This window comes from Erwinia tracheiphila, assembly GCF_021365465.1.
Classification (GTDB): domain Bacteria; phylum Pseudomonadota; class Gammaproteobacteria; order Enterobacterales; family Enterobacteriaceae; genus Erwinia; species Erwinia tracheiphila.
In genome coordinates this window covers 4,129,634-4,152,284 of sequence record NZ_CP089932.1, presented here as the reverse complement: position 1 = coordinate 4,152,284, position 22,651 = coordinate 4,129,634, and the positions used below count along the sequence as shown (strand labels likewise).

Sequence of the window (22,651 nt, the reverse complement as noted above, 5' to 3'; positions counted from 1 at the left end):
GGAGTGAAATCATGACCTTACAACTTGGTGTCATTGGCGCTGGCGCTATCGGCAAGGAACACATTCGTCGTTGTACCCACACATTGCAGGGCGCAACCGTAGTAGCCGTATCGGATATCAATGCTGACAGCGTTCGGGCAGCGATTGCCTTCTCAGGCATTAATGCGGAAGCCTGCTCTGACGCGCATGACGTGATAAAGGCCAGTTATGTTGATGCCGTATTAGTGACATCCTGGGACCCTACGCACGAAGAGTATGTTCTGGCGGCGATAGCCGCAGGTAAACCGGTGTTTTGCGAAAAGCCGCTGGCAGTGACAGCGGAAGGATGCCGCCGCATTGTTGATGCAGAAATGAATGCGGGAAAACGCCTGGTGCAGGTTGGATTTATGCGCCCTTATGATGAAGGTTATCAGGCGCTTAAAAAAACGATCGACAGCGGCGAGATTGGTATGCCCCTGATGATGCATTGCGCACATCGTAATCCTGAAGTGGGCGAAAATTACACCACGGATATGGCTATTACTAATACCTTAATCCACGAGTTAGACGCATTGCGCTGGCTGCTTAACGATGACTATCGCTCTGTGCAGGTACGCTTTCCTCGTTCGACGTCTGCCACACATGCCCGACTGAAAGATCCTCAAATTGTGATGCTTGAGACACAATCAGGCACGCTGATTGATGTGGAGATTTTTGTTAACTGTCGCTATGGCTATGATATTCAATGCGAAGTTGTCGGTGAGCATGGCATCGCCCGCCTGCCAGAGCCGGCCTCTGTTCAGCTCCGTACGGCTGCCAGATTGTCTACTTCAATATTAACGGACTGGAAAGATCGCTTTATTAAAGCCTACGACACTGAGCTACAAAACTTTATTAATGATGTAAAAACCGGCCAGCTACAGGGTCCTTCCGCATGGGATGGCTATGCCGCTTCCGTTGCTGCGGATGCCTGCCTGAAAGCGCAGGAAACGGGCGAAACGATACAGATCACGCTGCCACAACGTCCGGCATTTTACCCGCGCTAAAGCTTTTCCCAGGGATATTTACAGACAGGTAATGACGATGAAAATTGCATTCGATGTTGATGTGGTTAAAAACATGGGTGCCACGCGCATGGTCTACCAGGTTGCGGAGTGGGGATATCAATATATTGAGCAATCGCCGCATCCGCAGATCAACCTCTTTTATAAGCATCCTCGTGCCAGCCGGGAAATGATGAAAGAGTACGAACAGGCTTTACGGGATATGGGCCTGGAGATCTCCTCGTTCATATGCGTTTACCGCTGTTCTGGCCCGGATGAGTTACGCCGTCAGGCGGCAGTCAAAAACTGGAAACGTTTGGTTGAGATCGCTGTTGAAATGGAGGTGCAGGTTATCAATACTGAGATTTCAGGTGACCTGAACCAGCCGGAAATCTGTGATGAGATGTTCTGTCACTCTATGGAAGAGCTGTTGCCAATATTCGAGCGAGAGGGGATTCCCGTTGAAATACCGGCTCATCCTTGGGACTTCTGTGAAGAAAATGATGCAACCGTGGATGTGGTTAAACCTTTTCGCAGCGATAACGTCAAGTATATCTATAGCGTTCCCCATACGTTTTTTTATGACAAAGGCGTAGGTGATGTAGAAAGGATGTTGCGTTATGCCAGCGACGATCTGTCACACGTGCTGATTGCGGACACAATGAATCACACCAAACACTGTCGCTATATCGTCAATCCGCCCGGCGTTGATGCCACTATCCAACAATATGTTGCTCCCGGCGAGGGCGAGGTTGATTTCGATGTGCTGTTTCACACGCTCCGCGACACGAGGTTTGCTGAAAAGCATTTCAAGGTGGGGGGCGAGCCTATTGTGGCGGCCTCTTTATTTGACTATCCAGAGAAGATGAAAGATCAGGCAGTGGAAACGCGTGAGCTTACCGAACGTGAACTGCTCCGTTATTCCGGCACACAGGCGGGAGCACGATAATGAACCATGAACATGTCAAACTGGCTATCGCGCCGATCGGCTGGACAAACGATGATATGCCTGAACTGGGAAGTGAAAATACCTTCCAACAAATTGTCAGTGAAATGGCGCTGGCAGGGTTTAGCGGTAGTGAAGTGGGGAGTAAATACCCGCGCGATCCGGCGGTGCTGAAGCCGATGCTGGCGCTACGCGGTCTTGAGATATGTAATGCCTGGTTCAGCACTTTTTTTGCGAACGGACAAAAAGAAAAAACTGTTGATGAGTTCGTTAACCATCTGAATTTTCTGCACATCATGGGGGCAAAGGTGATTGGTTGTTCAGAACAAAGCGGCAGCATTCAGGGGACTGGCTTACCGGTCATCGGGAACAAAAAGCCTTGTTTCACAGAAGATGAATGGCAACGCGTTGCAGAAGGCTATAACACGCTGGGGCGTCTTGCTGCAGAAAAAGGCATGCAGGTGTGTTTGCACCATCATATGGGAACAGGCATTCAAACCGCAGCGGAGATTGATAAATTCATGTCGCTGGTGGATGAACACGTTTTTTTGCTTTACGACACCGGTCATGCCTGGTATTCGGAAGGGAGCGAAAATACCATGTTAGCGATTCTGGAAAAACATTTTTCAAGGATAAAGCATGTGCATTTGAAAGATGTCCGCCCATCTGTCATTGAGCAGGTTCGCTGTGAAAATCTTTCTTTTTTAGAGGGGGTTAAACGAGGCACATTTACCGTCCCCGGTGATGGTGCGATAGATTTCACGGCAGTTTTCAGCATGTTAAATGATAAGGGTTATAAGGGCTGGATGGTGGTTGAGGCCGAGCAGGATCCGGCTATGGCTAATCCATTTGAATATGCGGTTAAAGCACGAAAATATATTCGCGAGACTGCTGGTATTTAGTTTGGGCCTTATTAAAGGCCGCTTTCTGGCGGCCTTTCCGTAAGTTATTATTTATGAAATAAATATTTTTTTTATGAATTTTGTGAAATGACATCATTTCTGAGAGAAGAAATGATGTCATTCACTCTTATTTTATTTTTTTAAGAATTAAAATTAATTCATTGTTTTTATGAGTTAAATTTCATTTTCTTGTGCGCCGAAAAGATAATTATCTTTTCGGCGCACAAAGCGGAAACAAAACATGATCCAATACGCAAAATTAATTTTTCATAGTTAACTTATATGAAACATTTAGTTTAAATTGATCCTGTGAGTTTACAGGGTTATGCGGCAAAGACCTTTTGCACCTGGCCCCCATATGAATTTATTCCTATTACAGCAGGTGACTGGAGTCTTATTATGACTAAAGAACAATATCTCACGCTTAACAAGGCATCGGGTCCAAACAGTGACGCCCCGACTTCGCCTTTTGTTAAGGTCGTTGCGCTGATCGTAACCTTGGGTGGCCTGCTTTTCGGTTATGACACAGGGGTTATTTCTGGCGCATTACTTTTTATGGGAAAAGAGCTTCATCTCATGCCATTTACCACCGGATTGATAACAAGTTCACTTCTCTTTGGTGCTGCTTTTGGCGCGTTATTATCAGGTCATCTGGCTGCTGCGGCAGGAAGGAAGAAAATCATTCTTTGGCTCGCGGTGATCTTTGCTGTCGGCGCGGTGGGGACATCGCTTGCTCCCGATGTGAACTGGATGGTGTTTTTCCGCCTGGTTCTTGGGGTAGCTGTAGGCGGTGCTGCGGCGACAGTTCCTGTCTACATTGCGGAAATGGCACCTGCTAATAAGCGAGGCCAGCTGGTTACATTACAGGAACTGATGATCGTGTCAGGCCAGCTGCTGGCCTATATTTCCAACGCGGCATTTCATGAGATTTGGGGGGGGAGAGCACCTGGCGCTGGATGTTGGTCGTGGCAACTTTGCCTGCCGTGTTGTTGTGGGTTGGGATGATGTTTATGCCCGACACACCACGCTGGTATGTGATGAAAGGTCTTTATGCACAGGCCCGAAGCGTACTTGAACGCGCCCGTCGCAAAGAGGATGTCGAGTGGGAACTGATGGAAATTACCGAAACGCTCGACGAACAGAGTACTCTTGGGAAACCGCGGCTCAGAGAGTTGATGAAACCCTGGTTATTTAAACTTTTTTTAATCGGTATTGGTATCGCTGTAATCCAGCAATTAACCGGCGTTAACACCATTATGTATTACGCGCCGACGGTCCTGACCTCTGTCGGCATGTCCGATAATGCAGCCCTGTTTGCCACTATCGCGAACGGTGTTGTGTCCGTCTTAATGACCTTTGTTGGGATCTGGATGTTGGGAAAAATCGGGCGCCGCACCATGGTCATGATTGGCCAGTTTGGCTGTACCGCCTGCCTGATATTTATTGGCGTCGTTAGCTACATATTTCCTGAAACGGTAAATGGTCAGCCCGACGCACTGCGTGCTTATATGGTTATTGCGGGCATGCTGATGTTTCTTAGTTTCCAGCAGGGGGCGCTTTCACCTGTGACGTGGTTGTTGTTGTCGGAGATTTTCCCTACGCGACTGCGCGGTATTTTTATGGGGGGCGCTGTCTTCGCAATGTGGATAGCTAACTTTATAATTTCGCTTTTTTTTCCCATGCTTTTAGCCTGGATTGGTCTCTCCGGTACTTTCCTGATATTCGCTGTCGTTGGGTTATTTGGGGCGTTTTTTGTTATCCGGTGCGTGCCTGAAACCCGTCATCGCAGTCTGGAACAAATTGAGCACTATCTTCAGGACTGGCTGGATACTGGCCACGGCAAGGCGTCCAGGGCGGAGCATAAATCGGGCCGTGCTGTGTTAGGGAAATTCCGCCCGTGAATGTGATGATGTATTTATATCAACAGGTACTAAATAGCGGGCTTTAATCTGCTTCATTTCACGCTGGCCAGCTTACTCCTTATCGAATGTACTGCTGGCCATGCGTGTTGACTCCGCTTCTCCTTCTTCGTACCTCCCGCTGGATTTAGTGAGCCTGATGCCGCTGACCAATGCTGCTGCCTGTGGGCAGTCTTATCGGTGAGTTTTAGTCCTGTTCATTCAAACTTTTCAGGCTTGGTATGCGGTTGTTTTACGATCATTAGTACAGCATGCGAGAACACAATGAAGTGTTGCTCCCACTGATGGGGCCTGGGGCCTGCCCGTTTCATGCTCAAGATGTACTGAGGCGCCTGATAAAATGCAGCAATGCGAGCAGAACACACCATTATTCTGGCGCAGTGGGTCTGGTTCTTAACCCTGATGCTGTGAAACCCGAATAATCTGCTGGTAAATAAAAGTCTGGCAGAAAGGTAAATTGAAAAACTTGGTATTTATCTGACCAGTAGGATATTTATTTTGCTATTTAAAACTGGTCATTTAATTTGCATTGTAAAGATGTTTAAATATTTCACTATGTTTCTGACATTTATTGATAAATGAGGTTATTAATAATGCGCTTATTTTATTCTCATTTCATTGTATTTATAAAAAGAAGAAGAATAATTTAATTGCAGATTATGCATTCACTTATCAACAAAGAACGTTGTTGCGAAATAAATTGTCAATGCAAATGAAAAATCATGATATTTTGATTTACTGTTATATATGTCATTGTTTTTTAAAATTAAAATAAATGAATAGACCCATCCTGCGTAATTATACTTGAGATTTATGTATGGAAGACACATGCCAAAAAATCATGCCTACTGGAAGTGAATTTAATAAAAATTACAATCTAATAATACGCATACTAAGAATATTCTTAATGTTTCATAGTCAATTCAAAATGTCAGAACTTATTTCTGTGGTTATGTACATACTAATTACGAAACGCATTTTTCCTTAACTTCTGTTTGAACTGAATCTGGTGCCAGGTGAATCACCTGATGTCCCGAAAGAGAGACTGAATTTTGACGACACTTAAACCTTTGTTAGCGAAAAATCGCAGTTGGGCCTTACAGCGCAGCCAACGTAATCCTCATTATTTCAGGCAAAACGTGCATTCACAGCAACCGCATTCTTTGTGGATAGGATGTTCTGATAGCCGGGTTCCGGCAGAAGTGCTGACGGGTGCACATCCCGGTGAACTGTTTGTTCACCGTAATATTGCCAATATGGTTGTCAGTGGTGACGATAACTTTATGAGTGTACTGCAATACGCTCTTGAGTACCTTAAGGTCTCGCGAATTGTGCTCTGCGGGCACTATGGTTGTGGTGGCGTTCAGGCGGCGATTTCTTTGCCTGATATTCCCTTGTCCGATGAGGATTCTCCGTTGGCCCGGCGTATCACTCAGTTACGTGAAGCAATTGCCCCTGGCCTGACCGATGTCAGCAATGATGAAGATGAAACCCAACGCCTCAACCGGTTGGTTGAGGCCAATGTGTTGGCACAATTTGCGCATTTGATCAGAACCGATCCGGTACTGGCAGCGTGGCGAAATGGCGTGCAGCTGGATGTATTCGGCTGTGTTTATGACCTTCATACCGGGCATCTTAAAGAGCTCATTCAGCAAAATGGACAGGAACCTTTACCATGAAATTATCCACACTTCGTCAGGATATACCCGCAGGCTTAGTGGTATTTCTGGTTGCATTGCCACTTTGTCTGGGGATTGCACAGGCCAGCGGCCTTCCCCCTTTTGTTGGTTTGCTAACTGGCGTCATCGGTGGCCTGATCGTGACCACCTTCAGCCCGTCTAAGTTTGCTGTTAGCGGTCCGGCTGCCGGGCTGGTCACTATCGTGACCGGTGCCATTGAGTCGCTGGGATCGTTTTCGGCTTTATTACTGGCGTTGATCATTGCAGGTGTACTGCAATTTCTGTTTGGCGTGTTGCGGGCAGGGCGCTTTATCACGCTGATACCGGGAACGGTTATTAAAGGGATGTTGGCAGCGATTGGTATTTTACTGATTATACAGCAAATTCCTGTAGCGATAGGTGCAAAGGGTGAAAGCGAATTAAGCGAAATGGTCACGGGAGGTGTGTTTAGCATATCGATTCCGGCCATCGTGGTTTCCGTCACCGGGCTGTTTATTCTATGGTTCTGGTCGACCCCGACCGTGAAGAAAATTAAAGTCCTGAGCTGGATTCCAGGCCCTCTTATGGCCGTACTGTTTGGCTGTATGTCCACGGTGTTTGGCGGCAAAATGTTTCCAGAAATAATGGGTAATCTGCCACGTATTTCTCTGCCACCCTTTGACAGCCTTGCGGCGCTCACTGGCGAAATGGAACAGCCCAACTGGATGGCGTGGCAAAATCCGGCAGTCTATGTCGTTGCCATAACCCTTGCCGTGGTGGCGAGCCTGGAAACGTTACTGAGTCAGGAGGCGCTGAAAAAACTTCGTTCCCAGAATCCCCTTCCATCCCCGGACAAAGAGATGTGTGCTCAGGGGATTGGTAACTTGCTGAGTGGTTTTCTCGGCGGTCTGCCTATTACTGCGGTCATCGTTCGCAGTTCGGTTAACGTCAGCGCAGGCGCGCAGAGCAAAATCTCAATTTTAGTACACGGTGTATTGCTGCTGGTGTGTGGCCTTTGGTTCAGTGAGTTACTGAATGCTATTCCGCTGGCAAGTCTGGCCGCCGTGCTGTTGCATACCGGATATAAACTGGCCACGCCGGGTTTGTTTGTGGAACATGCACGTAAAGGTGCTCAACAATACGTGCCTTTTTTGGCAACCATTGGCGGCATTCTGATGTTTGGCATGCTGGTGGGTATTGGAATCGGGTTGGCTACGCAGATGTTGTTCAGCGTCTATAAGAGCCATCGTAATGCGCTATTGCTGACGCGCTATGACGATCATTATGTTCTGCGTTTTCAGCAAAACCTGACGTTTTTGCACAATCCACGTCTGAAAACCTTACTGGCTGAGATACCGGAAAACAGTGTGGTCATCGTGGATTACGATAATGCGGAATATATCGATCCTGATGTAAAAGCGGTGCTACAGGACTTTGGTGAAGGCGCTCCGCAAAGAGGTATTGTGCTTAACCAGTGGCCAGTAAAACTGGCGCAGGCGTAGGTTCCTGACCTGATGGCGGTTGCGGGAAAAATGGATAATTTTCTGAGAACGACCCGCAATGGAAGCGTCCTTTCAAATTTGTAAATAGAGAATCAGGCAGGGAAGCCTGACCATTCCCACGGTTTTTCTGTCTGTTCTTCCTCTGCGAACCAGCAATCGGCGGCGTTATTACAGGCCACATGATGCCGCGCACTCACTCTTGTTATATTGCGCCCTTTTACTCCTCAGACTCACATTGCAAATGTGGTCAGTCGTTCTATGCTTCGATAGCTAACTAGAGTGGGTTATCGAGATATAACAATGAGATTCAAAGGCTTGTCAAAAGGATTTTTCATACTGATCCTTTTTATTGTTACCGTGGCTTTTTTAGATATTTTAGGGTCGTATTACTCTTCTGTTCTGTGGTTTGCTATTTTGGCAGTGATTTTTCATCCGATGAAAAACAGGCTGAGGAAGCTTTTTAGCGATAAAAATGGTCTGGCAGCCTTTGTCACCGTGGTGGCAATCTGCCTGATTGTGATAACACCGCTGGCAATCGTGTTTTCTTCAATGGCGGTGGAATTTAACGCTGTTTATGACCACCTGCAGCATAATAATACGCAATTGCCGTGCCCCAGTGGGCGGGACATTCACTGGCTCAACATCATCTGGATACGACAGCCAGCATTCAGCAAAAGTTGTCTCAGGTTGCGCTACAGGGCGGGTAATATCTGGCGGGCAGCGTGTTTATGATTGGCAGAAGCAGTCTGGGGTTTGCGGTCGGATTCGGCATTATGCTTTATCTGCGGTTTTTCCTGCTTAAAGATGGCTCTTTATCTGGTGAATGTTATCCTTCGCTAACTGCCTCTTACCGAATATGTTAAGCACCATCTGCTGGTGAAATTCGCGGCGGTTTCTCGTGCCACGGTAAAAGGTACGGTAGTGGTAGCGATGATTCAGGGAGTACTCGGCGGGCTGGCCTTTTACTTTACCGGTATTGAGGGAAATCTGCTGTGGGGTACGTTAATTGCGTTTCTGTCGCTGATTCCGGCTGTGGGTTCTGCTTTTGTTTGGGTGCCTGCGGCGGCCTGTTTCTTTTTCTCCAGCATGATCTGGCAGGGAATTTTTCTGGTGCTGTTCTTTGTGGTGGTGATTGGGCTTGTCGATAAGCTTCTGGTCGGTAAAGATACAAAAATGCCTGACTACCTGATTTTAATCTCGACGTTGGGCGGTATGGCATCAATGGATTTGTCATTGGTCCGCTGATTGCCGCACTGTTTATTGCCTGCTGGAATTTACTCTCTGGCCGCGACAATGAAGCTAACAGTGACAATATTGATGAGGACTTTATCGAAGAGGGTAAAACCCTGCCTGACGCCTGATTATGTCAGGCAGGGCGCAACGCTTGAACGGTCAGCCGCCGTTGGGTAGCTCCAGAAAAAAGCCAATACCAATTAGTCTGCCGGACAGTCGGGCAAGACATTTTCGTTGGCGTAGCCACAGCTCCATTTTGCCCGGCGATTTTCGGCGTTTGTTTTGTCCGGCCTTGCTAATCATTATTTGTAATGACTGAGTTGCCCAGGTGGGAAAAATCCGGCGGCGTTGTACTTTCTGCAAGTCTTTCAGCGTTAGTCGGCCTGTTTTCAACGGCGCTGAAAGCAGGTTTGCGGTTGCCACCGCATCCTGGATGGCAAGGTTTACGCCAACCCCGCCAATAGGGGACATGGCATGTGCTGCATCACCGATACAAAGCAAACCGTTTTTTGCCCATTTATCCAGACGGTCAATGCGTATTTTTAACAGGCTGACGTGCTGCCAGTCGGTAATCTCCTGCTGCAATCGGCTGATATCAAAAGGAGACTCGTGGGTTACCTGCTGTAAAAAATCAGCTAATCCGTTTTCCTTGAGTGCCGGAAAACTACCTTTAGAAATGGAATAACCACACTGCCAGTAGCTGCCGCGATCAACCATAATAAAATTCTTCTCAGCACCGCGGTGGCCCATTGTTAATACCGGATCGCCGGGAAGTTTGCTGATTTTCAGCCAGAGAACATCTCTGGGTGCACCGAAACGGCATACGTCGAGGCCAGCAAGGTCGCGCACGGTGGAATCACGTCCGTCACAACCGATCACCAGATCACAGCGGAACTCATGAACCTTGCCATCGAGCTGCGCACGGACGCCCCTGACGGCACCCTGTTCTTCAATCAGCCCATTTACGGTTGCTTTTTTGATCAGGGAAAATCCGGGCAGAAGCGATGCTTTGCTGTAGAGCAAATGGAGAAAGTCCCACTGGGGCATAAAGGCGATATATTTGCAGCGTGTTGGCAGGTGGCTGAAATCTGCGAGGATGGTTTCTTTACCCTTCGTCTCGCTGTAGAGCCTTTCGGCTTTTTGATGAGGGATTGCCAGTAGCTCGTCGAGAAAACCCAGCTGCGAGATAATTTCCATCGTTGAGGGATGAATCGTATTACCGCGAAAATCCCGCAAAAAATCGCCGTGTTTTTCCAGCACGGTGACTGTGATCCCCCTACGTGCAAACAGATATCCCAGCATTAACCCGGCCGGCCCGCCGCCAACAATGCAGCATGACATTGCTGAGGGAACCACTTTTTTGTTCATTCGTCATCATCCTGAAAAATTGCAGTTGATAACAATTATCATTTGTCCAGAGTGAGGTCAATTCCTGCAGCGTATTCTGTTCAGACGTCATATCTTGTTATTACATCAAAAATTTCCGCATGGCAGCCTGTCAAACGAGGGCGATCCCGACAGCTAATACACAACCTTACACATGAATGTTTCACTTCTCATCTTACAAGGTCGGTGCTGGCGGGATGTGGTTTCCTGGTCAGGTTGCGCTATGATACAAGGTGAGGACTCATGCGGCTTTATTTCGCTGCTGTCGTAACGCCTTATCCTGTGCTGACATTGTCAACTTTTCCGGTTTCAAATGAAACCTGCCGTACCATGATGACATTAAAAGCGTTTGGTCAGTCCTTGCTGGCATAATCAAAGCCGTTATCTGAAGAACTGAGTTTTTATTGCCTTAGTTAAAATATAACGCCTCAGCGACTGTAGCTGTTTGACGCATTTTTGAAACAGCATGTAAGAGTGACTCTTTTAATTGGGCTTAAAAAAATCACAGCAATAATCCTGGTTTTATCAGGTGTATTTAGTATGGATAGGGGACTCAGGCTATGTTTCTGGTTAAACAACTTTCTGTATCCTCCTGATTACATAAGCAGTAAATGAATACTTTTTTGTAGTTGAGAAATTTTTATTTCCGAAGCCTTATCGGTAGATAGTTATGCGCCAATTATGACTATTGTGGAAAGTCATCATTAAATAAAAACCAGGCTCTGACAGGAGGCGAGATGATCGCTTTAATTAACAGGCTTTATTTTCTTCCGTAAGTTCTGTGAGGATAATAATGGCGATCCTTCCGGGAACGTAATCCAGACGGGAGTCAATATCAGCATCAGCGAGTAAATGTGCTTACCAGTGTCTCTTTAATGAAAAATCACTTTTCGTGATTGTTCATTAAAGAGACACTCGGTGTGCTGAGGGATGCTGTTATTTGACCTAATTTAGTTAAATATTATCTTGTGATTCCCGGGGGGGCAGGATTCTTACTTTTTCGTACGCGTTGTTGTCTTGTACTGGCGTGTTGTTGAACCTTTTATGCTTAACCATAAATCGGCATGATCTTAATAAGACGCTTATTTATACATGCTTGGTGACGATATGGCATTGCTCAACTCATTGCTGCCGTTATAGACGTGTCAGGTTTGTGGCTGTTTAGGGTAAGAACGTGTCTGCTGATTATTTTCGACGCTTTCTTAACTTTATTAAGTTTGAAATAATTTAGTGAAATTGCTAACATATTTTTTCTAATTTTTAATAAACTGTTTAAAAAATTAATTAGCATGAATACATTAAGTAAAATTTCTCAAGTCATCTCTCTTGCCACGTTACTGGCATGTAGCTCGACCTATGCCGAAAATACAGCAGAAAAAACCGATGTTCTGTTGATTGGCGGCGGTATCATGAGTGCTTCTCTGGGAACCTGGTTACAGGAACTTCAGCCGGACTGGAAGCAGTTGATGGTGGAAAAGCTCGATGGCGTTGCGCTGGAGTCCTCTAACGGCTGGAACAATGCGGGTACTGGTCACTCAGCCAATATGGAACTGAATTACACACCAGAACGCCAGGACGGTTCAATTAATTTCAGTAAGGCGCTGGAAATTAACGAATTATTTATGATTTCGCGCCAGTTCTGGACCTCGCAGGTTCAACGTGGCGTGTTACAGGACCCGCATTCCTTTATCAATTCTACCCCACACATGAGTTTTGTCTGGGGTGACAAAAATGTTGATTATCTGACCAGACGTTATAAAGCCTTGCAACAAACTACGCTTTTCCAGGGCATGCAGTTCTCTACCGACCATAAACAGATTGCGCAATGGGCACCGCTGATTATGGAAGGGCGCGATCCGCAGCAGAAAGTGGCTGCAACCTGGACGCCTGTTGGCACTGACGTTAACTATGGTGAAATTACCCGTCAGCTCATTGGCAGCCTTAAAAAGCACGATAACTTCAAGCTGGAAACGTCAACCGAAGTGACCGGATTTAAACGTAATTCGGATAATTCATGGCACGTCACCGTTACCGATCTGAAGGATGGTAAAGAGCACGAAGTTGATGCGAAATATGTCTTCATTGGTGCAGGCGGTGGTGCGCTAAAACTTCTTCAGAAAACCGGTATCCCTGAAGCGGATAACTATGCCGGTTTCCCTGTAGGCGGTTCTTTCCTGATGACAGAAAATCCACAAATTACCAGCCAGCATTTAGAAAAAGTCTATGGGCAGGCTTCCGTTGGCGCACCGCCAATGTCTGTACCGCATCTGGACGCCCGTTTCCTTGACGGAAAACGCGTGGTGTTGTTTGGACCATTTGCAACATTCTCAACTAAGTTCCTGAAAAATGGTTCTTACATGGACCTGCTGAAAACCACTACAACCAGCAACTTTATGCCAATGATGCACGTTGGAATGGATAATTTTGACCTGGTTAAGTACCTGATTGGTCAGGTTATGCTGAACGATGATGATCGCTTCGCTGCACTTAAAGAGTATTATCCTGCTGCTCGTAAAGAAGACTGGAAATTGATTCAGGCCGGGCAGCGCGTGCAGATCATCAAAAAAGATGCAGACAAAGGTGGTTTACTGAAGCTCGGTACTGAAGTGGTGACTGACCAGCAGAAAACCGTTGCTGCACTGCTGGGGGCTTCACCTGGCGCTTCCACGGCCGCTCCGATCACTCTGAACGTGATTAAAAAGTTGTTCCCGGAGCAGTTCAATTCCCCAGAATGGCAGAGCAAAATCAAGGCGATCATACTAAGCTTCGGTCAGGAGCTAAATGGTAATGTTGCACTGACTCAGCAGGTCTGGGACAACACTGCTGCAACACTGCAACTGACAAAACCACCGGTTATTCAAATGAACAGTACCAGCCCGGCAAATGCGCAGGCTGAACCACAAAAAGCCGCTGCAAAAGACCATCACGATATGGCTCTTTAAATACAATAGAAGGCCGGTTCCGACCCTGTAAATAATTCTGTGTAACTGCCACCACGTCAAAGGTGAACGCTCAGGCGGTCACCGAACTCAATAATAAAGCGGCTCATCGCCAGCCGACAGTTCTGGACCGGCATACTCCATTTTTTCGATGCCGACTGGATTGCCAGGTAAATAACCTTTCGCACTGAGTCATCCGTCGGGAATACCTTGCGTTTCTTAATGGCGGCACGGATCACGCTGTTCAGCGACTCAATGGCATTCGTGGTGTAGATAGATTTTCGGATGTCAGACGGATAGCCGAAGAACGTATTGAGGTTTTCCCCGTGCGCACGCCAGCTTTTGCTGATTTGTGGATATTTGTCATCCCATTCTTCGGCGAACGCATCCAGCGCCATCCGTGCGGCCGCTTCTGTTGGTGCCTGATAAACGGTTTTCAGCCCGCCCGTGACCGCTTTGTAGTCCTTCCACGCCACGTATTTCAGGCTGTTACGCACCATGTGGATGATGCACAGCTGGATGTGAGTCTGCAGATAGACGCTGTTTATCGCATCCGGGAAGCCCTTCAGGCCATCCACGCAGGCAATCAGGATGTCCTGAAGGCCGCGATTTTTAAGTTCCGTCAGCACGTTCAGCCAGAACTTTGCACCTTCATTTTCAGCCAGCCACATCCCCGGAAGCTCTTTCCGGCCTTCGGTATTGATGCCCGGCGCCAGGAACACCGCTTTGTTAATCACGCTGCCATTCTGACGAACCTTAACAACAATACAGTCCAGATAAACAATGGGATAGAGCGCATCCAGCTGGCGATTCTGCCATTCGGCGACCTGCTCTTTAACGGCATCCGTGACTTTTGATATCAGGGCCGGTGACACATCAGCATCGTACATCTCTTTGAACGTATCGACGATTTCCCGCGTGGTCATGCCTTTGGCATACAAGGATAAAATCTGGCTGTCCATCTGCGCGATACGCGTCTGATTCTTCTTAATCAGCTGAGGTTCAAAGGTATTTTCCCGGTCGCGCGGCGTGTTTAGCCCGATTTCACCGTCGTCGCACAGCAGCGTTTTCGAAGAGTAGCCGTTGCGGGTATTGGTGCCGGTTTTAGGGGCATTTTTCTCATGCCCGAGGTGGTCAGTCAGTTCTGCATTGCGTGCCGTTTCAACGGTCAGCTTCGTGAGCATGCGGGAAAACTGATTAAGGCCGGCCTCAGTTTTGAGGCCTTTGGCCAGTTCAGCAGCAAGGGCCTTAAGTTTCTTCTCGTCCATAATTTTCCTGTCTCCATTGTTGGAGTGAACATATCAAAAACAGGCAATTACACAATTTTAATTACAGTCTCGTGACAATCTGCCGCCACTGGCCGTCGCCACACAGTGCGCCTTTTGCCAGATGCGAATACGACAGAAGCTTTGCGCTGGCCTGCTCGTACCTTCTTCTGGTAAAATTACGGTATTTGACAAACCGCTGGACGGTATTAATTCACACGCAGGCTATATGTTTCAGGATGAAATATTATTGCCATGGCTGACTGTTCTGGAAAATGTGGTGCTGGGATTGAGTTATCGCGGGATGCCAGCGACTGAATCTGATTCACTGGGCAGGTCATGGTTAACCCGCGTAGGGTTAAGTGTTGTTGCAGATTACTATCCTTCGCAACTGTCCGGAGGCATGCGTAAACGCGTGGCCCTGGCGCAAACCTTGATGGTTAGGAAACTGAATCATCGTTTTAAAAATTTCCTGACCATGAGCAGCAGTGTCTGTAATGCAGTAATGATGTGCCATCGGGAACGTTATGGTCATAAAATGGCATTTGCGGCGCGTTTTTAACCTGAAAGCTGTTTTTCAGACGCACTTATCCCGCAGTCTGTGCCAGAAGCCATCGTTTCCGGTCGATGTTATGCAGTCTTTCTGCCACCAACTCCGACGCGTGCCTCCCGGCCTGCGCACTGCTGAAGCGCAGTCGGTTGCCGCACAGAATGCATTTGTACGGATCCGTGCGCAGAAATTCTTTCATCAGCGCGGCGAAGCCGGGCTTCTCCGGTTTTTTCCGCGCTTCCATCTCCAGGGCTTCATACACCTTCGGCAGCAGGCTACCCCGTTTACGGTTTGATAAAAAACCGTAATAACGCACCATCTTAAAATGCTTCGCCGGGATATGGCTGATATAACGTCCGATCATATCTTCCTGCGTCAGCGTCTGCTGCCGGTACTGCTGCGTACGGTGGTCGTAATAGTGGTGCACCACCGCGCCGCCGCTGTAGTGCCTCAGCTTCGCCGCCGACACGGGGGGCCGTTTCAGGTACCGGCCCAGATATTTGACGCTCCGCCAGGCCCCCCGGGTCTTCTTCGCGAAGTGGACCTTCCAGCGGCGCCCGTACTGCGCCTGCAGATAGCGCAGCCACTGTTTTTTGTCGTGGATATGCCCCAGCCCCGGCAGCCTGCCGGGGTTAATCAGGTCATAGCTGTGGCGCAGCAGCCGGATGACGGCTCCGCGCCAGATTTCCTCCACGGCATGCTTTTTAAAGAAGAGGTCGCGCCATACGCCGTGTTTAATATCAAGCCCGCCGCGGGTGACGGAGAGATGAATGTGGGGATGCTGGTTGAGCTGGCGACCGTAGGTGTGCAGGGCGCAGAAGATACCGACTTCCACACCCTGTTTTCTGGCCCAGCGGAGCATGGCGCGGGTGGCTGCGCGGAACAGGGCATTGAGCAGAGGCCAGTTATTGTTGAAAAAGGGCCACAGCAGATGGGGCATGGTGAAGGTGATATGCTGCCAGTCGCAGTCGGGCAGAATTTGCTGTTGCTCTGTAATCCACTGCTCCGTGGCCTTATGTCCGCAGGAGCTGCAGCCTTTTGATTTACAGGTCTGGCAGAAGAAGCGGGTGTGGGTGCAGTCCGGGGAGGCGCAGCAGTATCGCTTCACCCCCATGGCAGCAGTGCCGCAGGCGAGCATGCGCTCGACGCAGAGTACGGTCCAGGGGCTGAGGGTGTCCCCGTGTTTATCCATATACCGGTTCCAGGCGTCATCAGTGGTGAACAGCAGTTTTGCCGGGCGCGGGATATACATGCGGCGGATTATCGCTCTGCAGTGGCACCGGTATTATAGTGCCAGTCGTCACAGTCATCGGCCCAGTTGTCGGTGTGTTTATCCCAGGGAGCGAAGGTCACCGGCAGCATGCCGGATTCTGTGGCGATAATAAACACATCGGCTGGCATGGACTCAAGGACGACATCGCCGTCGGGTGAGTCAGGCGGCTCAAAGCCGCGGATGATGCAGACGAGAGGCGGGTCGAAGTGTGTATCGAGGAAAAACTGTGGCCCCAGGTGGACACAGTGACGAATGGCATCCTGCGGAGTGTCGTAAAAAACTCGTCGGGGTCGTCATAATCGCTCCGGGGCGGAATGGACACCAGAAAACGCTTAGGATATCCGGGTATAGCGCGTCGGGACGAGGGCGTGGGTTTACGCTTTCTGGGGGCTTTGCTACGGGCCATGTGAATGATTTCCTGAGAAATTAACATACCGCAGAGTATAAAGCTGTGAGCCGGTCATGAACACCCTCGGAACGGCAGAGCCGTGACGCTCGCCCTGTAAGGGCGCTATGTTCATTCTTGATCCTGACATTATCTTGATGGACGAACCTTTTTCTTCGCTGGATATTCAAACCCGTCAGTTAATGGAAAACGAATTGCTCGTACTCTGGGAAAAAAAACGTAGTGCTGTACTGTTCATAACGCATGATCTGGACGAAGCCATTGCTCTGGCTGATCGGGTTATTGTCCTTTCGGCCGGGCCAGGTACACGCCCAATAGGCGAATTTTCAGTCCCGCTGGCGCGCCCACGTGATGTAACAGAAATTCGTACCGATCCAAAGTTTGTCGGGCTACATAAGGATATCTGGAATGTACTTTGTGACGAAGTACTGAAAAGTTACCAACATAATTTATCCCATCATGAGTAATAAAAATTCCGAAATGAAACCAGCCATGCTTGTACTGGGGAAACTGTCCGTATTCTGCTGTGCGCTTGCCGCTTGGGAAGTAGCCTCGTTGGATCCGCAGCTGGCGTTTTTCTTTGGAGATCCTCAGCGTGTGGTTATCATCCTATGGCAATGGTTTACTGAAGGTGAAGGGGGTCTGGACATTGTCTGGGGAGACCATGTTCTCTGGTCGTTACATTTTCCGGCGCAAATTTATCCTCATCTCATTATTACACTCGCTGAAACCTTGTTGGCATTTATCATTGGTACGGCGATGGGAATGACGGTGGGACTTTTTCTGGGGATTAATCCGCTTTTATCGGCAATTTTCTCACCTTATATCAAAGCATTAAACTCATTGCCGCGTGTGATCCTCGCCCCAATATTTGCTATGTGGTTTGGACTTGGTATCTGGTCAAAAGTGGCTTTCGCTATCACCCTGGTATTTTTTGTCGTCTTTTTTAACGTATGGCAGGGGGTCCGTGACGTTAACTCTGTTCTGCTGGACAATATCCGTATGCTGGGAGCAAATAAACGCCAACAACTAATGACGATTTACCTTCCATCCGCCACATCATGGGTATTCTCAAGTTTGCATATGTCTATCGGCCTGGCTTTCGTCGGTTCAGTTGTGGGGGAATATTTAGGTTCTTACCGGGGAATTGGATATTTAATTCTTCAGGCTGAAGGAAGTTTTGATATCAATACCATCCTGGCCGGAACGCTGTTACTTACTCTGTTTGCTCTGTTATTAGACTCCGGGATTAATATTATTGAGCGCTATGCATTTAAATACAGGCAGGTTAAATAATTTGGCACTGTTGCAAATGTCACGATGATGCAGCTTTTCAGTATTACTGAAAGGTCTTAATTTCCAAATCTGCTCACCAGACGCATCTCGTCCAGGGGATGCCCGAAGTAAGGGTTCTCCGGCTGTCCTTTACGCAGTGTCCGCATGACTTCAATCCGTTCTGTCGCATTAAGGCGTCGTCAGGTAATATGACGTTTTTGTGATACTCCCGACCATACCCTTGATCCGAAGAGCGTTCAAATGCCTCCATTATCCCGTTGATATTATTGCTCAGTGCGTCCGCTGGTCTCTGACTTATTCACTCAGCCTGCGAAATCTGGAGGAAATGATGGTTGAGCGGGGCATTATGGTTCACCCTTCACCGGAGGGTCATCCGCATGGTGCCGCTGCTGGACAGGGCGTTCCGCCGGCATAAACGTGCTGCTGGTCGTCGGTGGAGAATGGACGAAACGTATATCCAGGGCAGGGGCCGCTGGAAATATCTGTACCGGGCGGTCGATACTGATGGCCATGCCATCGACTTCCTGCTGACGGTGAAGCGGGAAGCGGCGTGCGCGCCATCTGGCAACGGCACGATCTGGAGAACTTCCGTAACCGCCTGAAAGCGCCTGAGGGAAAAGTTGCCAGAAGAAGGTATTGTGCTTACCGGTGCTCAACGCTTACGAAAAAAACGCATGATAGTGAGGCCAGCGGCGAAATCGAAACGGCTCACCCGGGTTATCTGGGGTCGCAGGACACCTTCTGTGCTGGCGATCTGAACGGTGTGGGCCGTACCTACCCGCAGACGTTCGTGGATACCTACCCGAAAGTGGCGCACTGCAAGCCTTATACGAGTAAAACGCCGATCACCGCCACCGACCTGCTTAATGATCGGGTACTGCGGTTCTGTGAGGCTCAGGGGCTGTCGGTGCTGAGAAGACTGACCGACAGGGGCACAGAGTACCGCGGTAAAGCAGAGCAACATGATTATCAGCTCTGTCTGACCATCAACGATATCGACCATACGAAAACGAAGGCGATGTCCCTGCAGACCAACGGCATCTGCGAGCGCGTCCATAAAAGCATTTTGCAGGAATTTTATTAGTTTACATTCCTCAAGATGCGATATACAGACCTGCCCGGTCATGGTCAGGATCGATAAAGGGTGTCTTATCCTCACCGTGGAGCAGACAGCAGGCGGCTAAAATAAAAAAGCCGGAAGGATCGTGGAAATCGCTTCCGGCTTAACAGGTGGTTAAGGACGTGGTTGTTTAGTGGACTGAACGGCGGCAATTAAATAAAAATAAGCCGGGAAGAGTTAAGATCCACCCGGCAATATTTTTGACCCTGTAAATAATTCTGTGTAACTGCCACCACGTCAAAGGTGAACGCTCAGGCGGTCACCGAACTCAATAATAAAGCGGCTCATCGCCAGCCGACAGTTCTGGACCGGCATACTCCATTTTTTCGATGCCGACTGGATTGCCAGGTAAATAACCTTTCGCACTGAGTCATCCGTCGGGAATACCTTGCGTTTCTTAATGGCGGCACGGATCACGCTGTTCAGCGACTCAATGGCATTCGTGGTGTAGATAGCTTTTCGGATGTCAGACGGATAGCCGAAGAACGTATTGAGGTTTTCCCCGTGCGCACGCCAGCTTTTGCTGATTTGTGGATATTTGTCATCCCATTCTTCGGCGAACGCATCCAGCGCCATCCGTGCGGCAGCTTCTGTTGGTGCCTGATAAACGGTTTTCAGCCCGCCCGTGACCGCTTTGTAGTCCTTCCACGCCACGTATTTCAGGCGGTTACGCACCATGTGGATGATGCACAGCTGGATGTGAGTCTGCGGATAGACGCTGTTTATCGCATCCGGGAAGCCCTTCAGGCCATCCACGCAGGCAATCAGGATGTCCTGAAGGCCGCGATTTTTAAGTTCCGTCAGCACGTTCAGCCAGAACTTTGCACCTTCATTTTCAGCCAGCCACATCCCCGGAAGCTCTTTCCGGCCTTCGGTATTGATGCCCGGCGCCAGGAACACGGATTTATTGATGACGCGACTGTCCTGCCGGACCTTCAGGACGATACAGTCAGGGTAAACGATGGGACAAACGGCATCCAATGGCCGGTTTTGCCATCCGGTGATCTGCTCCATGACGGCATCAGCTACCTTTGAGACCCGCGCTGGCGAGACATCGGCGTCATACAGCTCTTTGAACGCGGCCGCTATCTCGCGGGTGGTCATCCCTTTGGCGTACAACGATAAGATCGGGTTATCCATCCCGGTGCTCCGGGTCTGGTTTTTCTTCACCCGTTGCGGTTCGAAAGAGCCATCACGATCGCGCGGTGTACGCAGCTCCGGCGGGCCATCGCCGGTGGTCACTGTCTTTGTAGAATAGCCGTTGCGGGCGTTGGTCGCCGGTTCTGGCTGATTTTTATCGTCGCCGGGGTGACGGGTCATTTCGGCGTTGAGCGCCGCCCCGACACTGATTTTTTTCAGCAGACGCTCAAACTGGCTGAGATCGTCAGGGGTTTTGAGATTTTTGGCCAGTTCGTTAACCAGGGCCTGCGACTGTTTTTCGTCCATAAATTAACCTGCTTTTGATGCTGGATTGAACATGTCAAAATCAGGCAATTACACAAATCTATGTACTGGCTCGGTTAGCCGGGCTCTGGCAAACAAAACGTGGCCAGCAACCGGGTCTTATTACTGCCTGTACAGCGAAGATCACTTATAAAACCACTCATCCGTAGATTCCCAGGTCTGCTGGAGCACTTCCTGCACATATGCCTTATCGCCATCTGTTGTCTTGTGATCGGAGCACAGAAAGACCATCATTGCTGGCACCCCTAACGATCACCTGTATGTCAGAGTATTTCGGGCTGAGTCGTTTAGTCAGTTCCGCCCGGAGAGCATCAACAGATGCCTTTTGTCATACCTTTAACTTTTTCTTTAGCAATCGTGATTTCAACAATCATAGCTCATCTCCGATAATTACTGATTGGATATGGGTCTTCCCCTGTTGTGGTGGCTAAGGGCATTATGATGGCAGTCTTGATTTTCTGAGGAGTCTGCCATGGACGAAAAGTCCCTCTATGCCCATATCCTTAACCTGTCCGCACCGTGGCAGGTAAAATCCCTTTCTCTTGATGAAAAATCTGGTTCAGTGACTGTGATTGTCGGCATTGTCGGGCACACTCAACTGACCTGTCCAACATGCGGTAAATCCTGCCCCATACATGACCACCGGCGTCGCAAATGGCGTCACCTCGATACCTGTCAATTCACCACGCTGGTTGAAGCTGATGTACCCCGCATTGACTGCCCCGAGCACGGTTGCCAGACACTGCCGGTTCCGTGGGCGGGGCTAGGCAGCCGCTACACCCTGTTGTTCGAAGCCTTTGTTCTTTCATGGCTGAAAATTAGCACCGTGGATGCTGTCAGAAAGCAGCTCAAACTCAGTTGGAATGCCGTGGACGGCATCATGATGCGCGCAGTAAAACGAGGCCTGGCCCGGATAAAACAACCCTTATCGGCCCGTCATCTCTGCGTGGATGAAGTCGGGTTCAAAAAAGGACACCAGTACGTCACCGTTATCTCTGACAGGCAGGGACGCGCTTTGCAACTGACCGACGATCGCGGTGTAGAAAGTCTTGCCAGTTATCTGCGTAGCCTGAGAGATCACCAGCTTGAAGAGATAAAAACGCTGTCTATGGACATGAACACGGCCTATATCAGTGCTGCACGCATCCATCTCCCCAATGCCGTGGATAAAATCGCCTTCGATCACTTCCATGTGGCAAAAATGTTGTGCGCCATCGTTGATAAAACCCGTCAGGCTGAGATGAAACAGATCCCGTCGTCAGACAGGAAAGACGCCCACCGCTCACGCTACTTATGGTTTTACAGCAAACAAAATCGCTTTGGGCGCCGCGCTGAGAGGTTAGAAGTTGCCCGGCTGGTGTTACCGCAAACGAACCAGTGCTGGGTAATGAAAGAGCTTGCCCGCGATCTGTGGCACCGCCGCTATGACGACCATAGCCGTAAGTTGTGGCAGGAATGGATGGCGATGGCTAAAGACACCGGCATACCACTCATGGTCAGCATTGCCCGCATGGTGGCAAAGCGGCTTTACGGCATTCTGAATGCGATGAAAAACCGGGTATCGAACGGCAATGCGGAGTCTCTGAACAGTAAAATACGGTTGCTGAGGATCAAGTCACGGGGCTTCAGGAATAAAGAACGGTTCAAGCTGGGCGTAATGTTCCACTACGGGAAGCTGAACATGGCGTTCTGAGTCTCCCACCATGATCGGGGAAGTCCCTTGGATATACAGTATTGTGAAGATTTATTTGAACGTCAACAGATAACTTT

General features: G+C 48.9%; 15 protein-coding genes and 6 pseudogenes. 14 read left to right on the top strand and 7 right to left on the bottom strand.

The genetic code is table 11. The annotated features are described in order from the left end of the window. Positions 1-11 precede the first annotated feature (11 nt). From LU633_RS21535 to LU633_RS21505, 7 genes and pseudogenes are all read left to right on the top strand, one after another. The gene (locus LU633_RS21535; RefSeq protein ID WP_016190854.1) at positions 12-1,025 is read left to right on the top strand and encodes a Gfo/Idh/MocA family oxidoreductase; all 1,014 of its coding nucleotides are present in this window, start codon (positions 12-14) and stop codon (positions 1,023-1,025) included. A gap of 37 nt (positions 1,026-1,062) precedes the next feature. Then, entirely contained in the window at positions 1,063-1,971 is a 909-nt protein-coding gene (locus LU633_RS21530; RefSeq protein ID WP_016190855.1) for a sugar phosphate isomerase/epimerase family protein, read from the top strand. Continuing rightward, a complete protein-coding gene (iolE, locus tag LU633_RS21525) occupies positions 1,971-2,870 on the top strand; it encodes a myo-inosose-2 dehydratase (RefSeq protein ID WP_016190856.1) in 900 nt (299 codons plus the stop codon). Before LU633_RS21530 ends, iolE begins: the two co-directional genes overlap by 1 nt. Positions 2,871-3,368: 498 nt before the next feature. Then, positions 3,369-4,771 (top strand): annotated as a pseudogene (locus tag LU633_RS21520) (sugar porter family MFS transporter). A 1,070-nt stretch (positions 4,772-5,841) separates the two neighbouring features. Continuing rightward, positions 5,842-6,468 carry a carbonic anhydrase gene (locus LU633_RS21515; protein WP_016190858.1) on the top strand — a complete coding sequence of 209 codons (627 nt, stop codon included), beginning with the start codon at positions 5,842-5,844 and terminating at the stop codon, positions 6,466-6,468. Beyond that, a complete protein-coding gene (locus tag LU633_RS21510) occupies positions 6,465-7,949 on the top strand; it encodes a SulP family inorganic anion transporter (protein WP_016190859.1) in 1,485 nt (494 codons plus the stop codon). Before LU633_RS21515 ends, LU633_RS21510 begins: the two co-directional genes overlap by 4 nt. Positions 7,950-8,249: 300 nt before the next feature. Next, positions 8,250-9,310: pseudogene (locus LU633_RS21505) on the top strand (AI-2E family transporter). 31 nt (positions 9,311-9,341) lie between these two features. Here LU633_RS21505 and LU633_RS21500 read toward each other — a convergent pair. Next, positions 9,342-10,550 carry an FAD-dependent oxidoreductase gene (locus tag LU633_RS21500; RefSeq protein WP_016190860.1) on the bottom strand — a complete coding sequence of 403 codons (1,209 nt, stop codon included), beginning with the start codon at positions 10,548-10,550 and terminating at the stop codon, positions 9,342-9,344. A gap of 1,307 nt (positions 10,551-11,857) precedes the next feature. Between LU633_RS21500 and mqo the strand changes: the two genes are divergently transcribed. Further along, positions 11,858-13,510 (top strand): malate dehydrogenase (quinone), encoded by a 1,653-nt coding sequence (gene mqo / locus LU633_RS21495; protein ID WP_016190861.1) that lies wholly within the window; start codon positions 11,858-11,860, stop codon positions 13,508-13,510. A gap of 56 nt (positions 13,511-13,566) precedes the next feature. Here the strand turns inward: mqo and LU633_RS21490 are convergent, their stop codons facing one another. Further along, positions 13,567-14,775 carry an IS256 family transposase gene (locus LU633_RS21490; RefSeq protein ID WP_046372072.1) on the bottom strand — a complete coding sequence of 403 codons (1,209 nt, stop codon included), beginning with the start codon at positions 14,773-14,775 and terminating at the stop codon, positions 13,567-13,569. Between the two features lie 121 nt (positions 14,776-14,896). Between LU633_RS21490 and LU633_RS21485 the strand changes: the two genes are divergently transcribed. Then, complete coding sequence (locus tag LU633_RS21485) at positions 14,897-15,334, top strand: ATP-binding cassette domain-containing protein (protein ID WP_052734710.1); 438 nt, start codon at positions 14,897-14,899, stop codon at positions 15,332-15,334. Between the two features lie 25 nt (positions 15,335-15,359). On the opposite strand, the gene LU633_RS21480 is transcribed toward LU633_RS21485, so the two are convergent. Together LU633_RS21480 and LU633_RS21475 are read right to left on the bottom strand one after the other, a co-directional pair. Beyond that, the gene (locus LU633_RS21480) at positions 15,360-16,574 is read right to left on the bottom strand and encodes an IS91 family transposase (protein ID WP_046371879.1); all 1,215 of its coding nucleotides are present in this window, start codon (positions 16,572-16,574) and stop codon (positions 15,360-15,362) included. 8 nt (positions 16,575-16,582) lie between these two features. Beyond that, on the bottom strand, positions 16,583-16,723 hold the full coding sequence (locus tag LU633_RS21475) for a hypothetical protein (RefSeq protein ID WP_161796965.1): 141 nt from the start codon (positions 16,721-16,723) through the stop codon (positions 16,583-16,585). Between the two features lie 385 nt (positions 16,724-17,108). Here LU633_RS21475 and LU633_RS21470 point away from each other — a divergent pair, with 385 nt between their 5' ends. Then, a complete protein-coding gene (locus LU633_RS21470) occupies positions 17,109-17,468 on the top strand; it encodes an ABC transporter ATP-binding protein (protein WP_198292522.1) in 360 nt (119 codons plus the stop codon). Continuing rightward, complete coding sequence (locus tag LU633_RS21465) at positions 17,461-18,297, top strand: ABC transporter permease (protein ID WP_016190863.1); 837 nt, start codon at positions 17,461-17,463, stop codon at positions 18,295-18,297. Before LU633_RS21470 ends, LU633_RS21465 begins: the two co-directional genes overlap by 8 nt. A gap of 56 nt (positions 18,298-18,353) precedes the next feature. Here the strand turns inward: LU633_RS21465 and LU633_RS26540 are convergent. Then, positions 18,354-18,452: pseudogene (locus tag LU633_RS26540) on the bottom strand (IS6 family transposase); the annotation flags it as partial. A gap of 59 nt (positions 18,453-18,511) precedes the next feature. On the opposite strand from LU633_RS26540, the pseudogene LU633_RS21455 reads away from it, so the two are divergent. Both LU633_RS21455 and LU633_RS21450 read left to right on the top strand, forming a co-directional pair. After that, a pseudogene (locus LU633_RS21455) lies at positions 18,512-18,854 on the top strand (DDE-type integrase/transposase/recombinase); the annotation flags it as partial. Then, positions 18,836-19,378 (top strand): annotated as a pseudogene (locus tag LU633_RS21450) (IS481 family transposase); the annotation flags it as partial. The pseudogenes LU633_RS21455 and LU633_RS21450, both read left to right, overlap by 19 nt. Positions 19,379-19,654: 276 nt before the next feature. On the opposite strand, the gene LU633_RS21445 reads toward LU633_RS21450, so the two are convergent. Next, entirely contained in the window at positions 19,655-20,863 is a 1,209-nt protein-coding gene (locus LU633_RS21445) for an IS256 family transposase (protein ID WP_046372070.1), read from the bottom strand. Between the two features lie 141 nt (positions 20,864-21,004). Then, positions 21,005-21,255, bottom strand: a pseudogene (locus LU633_RS21440) (DinI-like family protein). Between the two features lie 98 nt (positions 21,256-21,353). Here LU633_RS21440 and LU633_RS21435 point away from each other — a divergent pair. Beyond that, positions 21,354-22,574 (top strand): ISL3 family transposase, encoded by a 1,221-nt coding sequence (locus LU633_RS21435; protein ID WP_046372069.1) that lies wholly within the window; start codon positions 21,354-21,356, stop codon positions 22,572-22,574. Positions 22,575-22,651 lie beyond the last annotated feature (77 nt).

Bases quoted from the DNA above. Each gene is read 5' to 3' on its own strand.
- LU633_RS21475 (WP_161796965.1), bottom strand. From the start codon at position 16,723: ATGCCAGCCGATGTGTTTATTATCGCCACAGAATCCGGCATGCTGCCG.
- mqo (WP_016190861.1), top strand. From the start codon at position 11,858: ATGAATACATTAAGTAAAATTTCTCAAGTCATCTCTCTTGCCACGTTA.
- LU633_RS21480 (WP_046371879.1), bottom strand. From the start codon at position 16,574: ATGTATATCCCGCGCCCGGCAAAACTGCTGTTCACCACTGATGACGCC.
- LU633_RS21500 (WP_016190860.1), bottom strand. From the start codon at position 10,550: ATGAACAAAAAAGTGGTTCCCTCAGCAATGTCATGCTGCATTGTTGGC.
- LU633_RS21470 (WP_198292522.1), top strand. From the start codon at position 17,109: ATGTTCATTCTTGATCCTGACATTATCTTGATGGACGAACCTTTTTCT.
- LU633_RS21465 (WP_016190863.1), top strand. From the start codon at position 17,461: ATGAGTAATAAAAATTCCGAAATGAAACCAGCCATGCTTGTACTGGGG.
- LU633_RS21510 (WP_016190859.1), top strand. From the start codon at position 6,465: ATGAAATTATCCACACTTCGTCAGGATATACCCGCAGGCTTAGTGGTA.
- LU633_RS21435 (WP_046372069.1), top strand. From the start codon at position 21,354: ATGGACGAAAAGTCCCTCTATGCCCATATCCTTAACCTGTCCGCACCG.
- LU633_RS21530 (WP_016190855.1), top strand. From the start codon at position 1,063: ATGAAAATTGCATTCGATGTTGATGTGGTTAAAAACATGGGTGCCACG.
- LU633_RS21485 (WP_052734710.1), top strand. From the start codon at position 14,897: ATGCGAATACGACAGAAGCTTTGCGCTGGCCTGCTCGTACCTTCTTCT.
- iolE (WP_016190856.1), top strand. From the start codon at position 1,971: ATGAACCATGAACATGTCAAACTGGCTATCGCGCCGATCGGCTGGACA.
- LU633_RS21535 (WP_016190854.1), top strand. From the start codon at position 12: ATGACCTTACAACTTGGTGTCATTGGCGCTGGCGCTATCGGCAAGGAA.
- LU633_RS21490 (WP_046372072.1), bottom strand. From the start codon at position 14,775: ATGGACGAGAAGAAACTTAAGGCCCTTGCTGCTGAACTGGCCAAAGGC.
- LU633_RS21445 (WP_046372070.1), bottom strand. From the start codon at position 20,863: ATGGACGAAAAACAGTCGCAGGCCCTGGTTAACGAACTGGCCAAAAAT.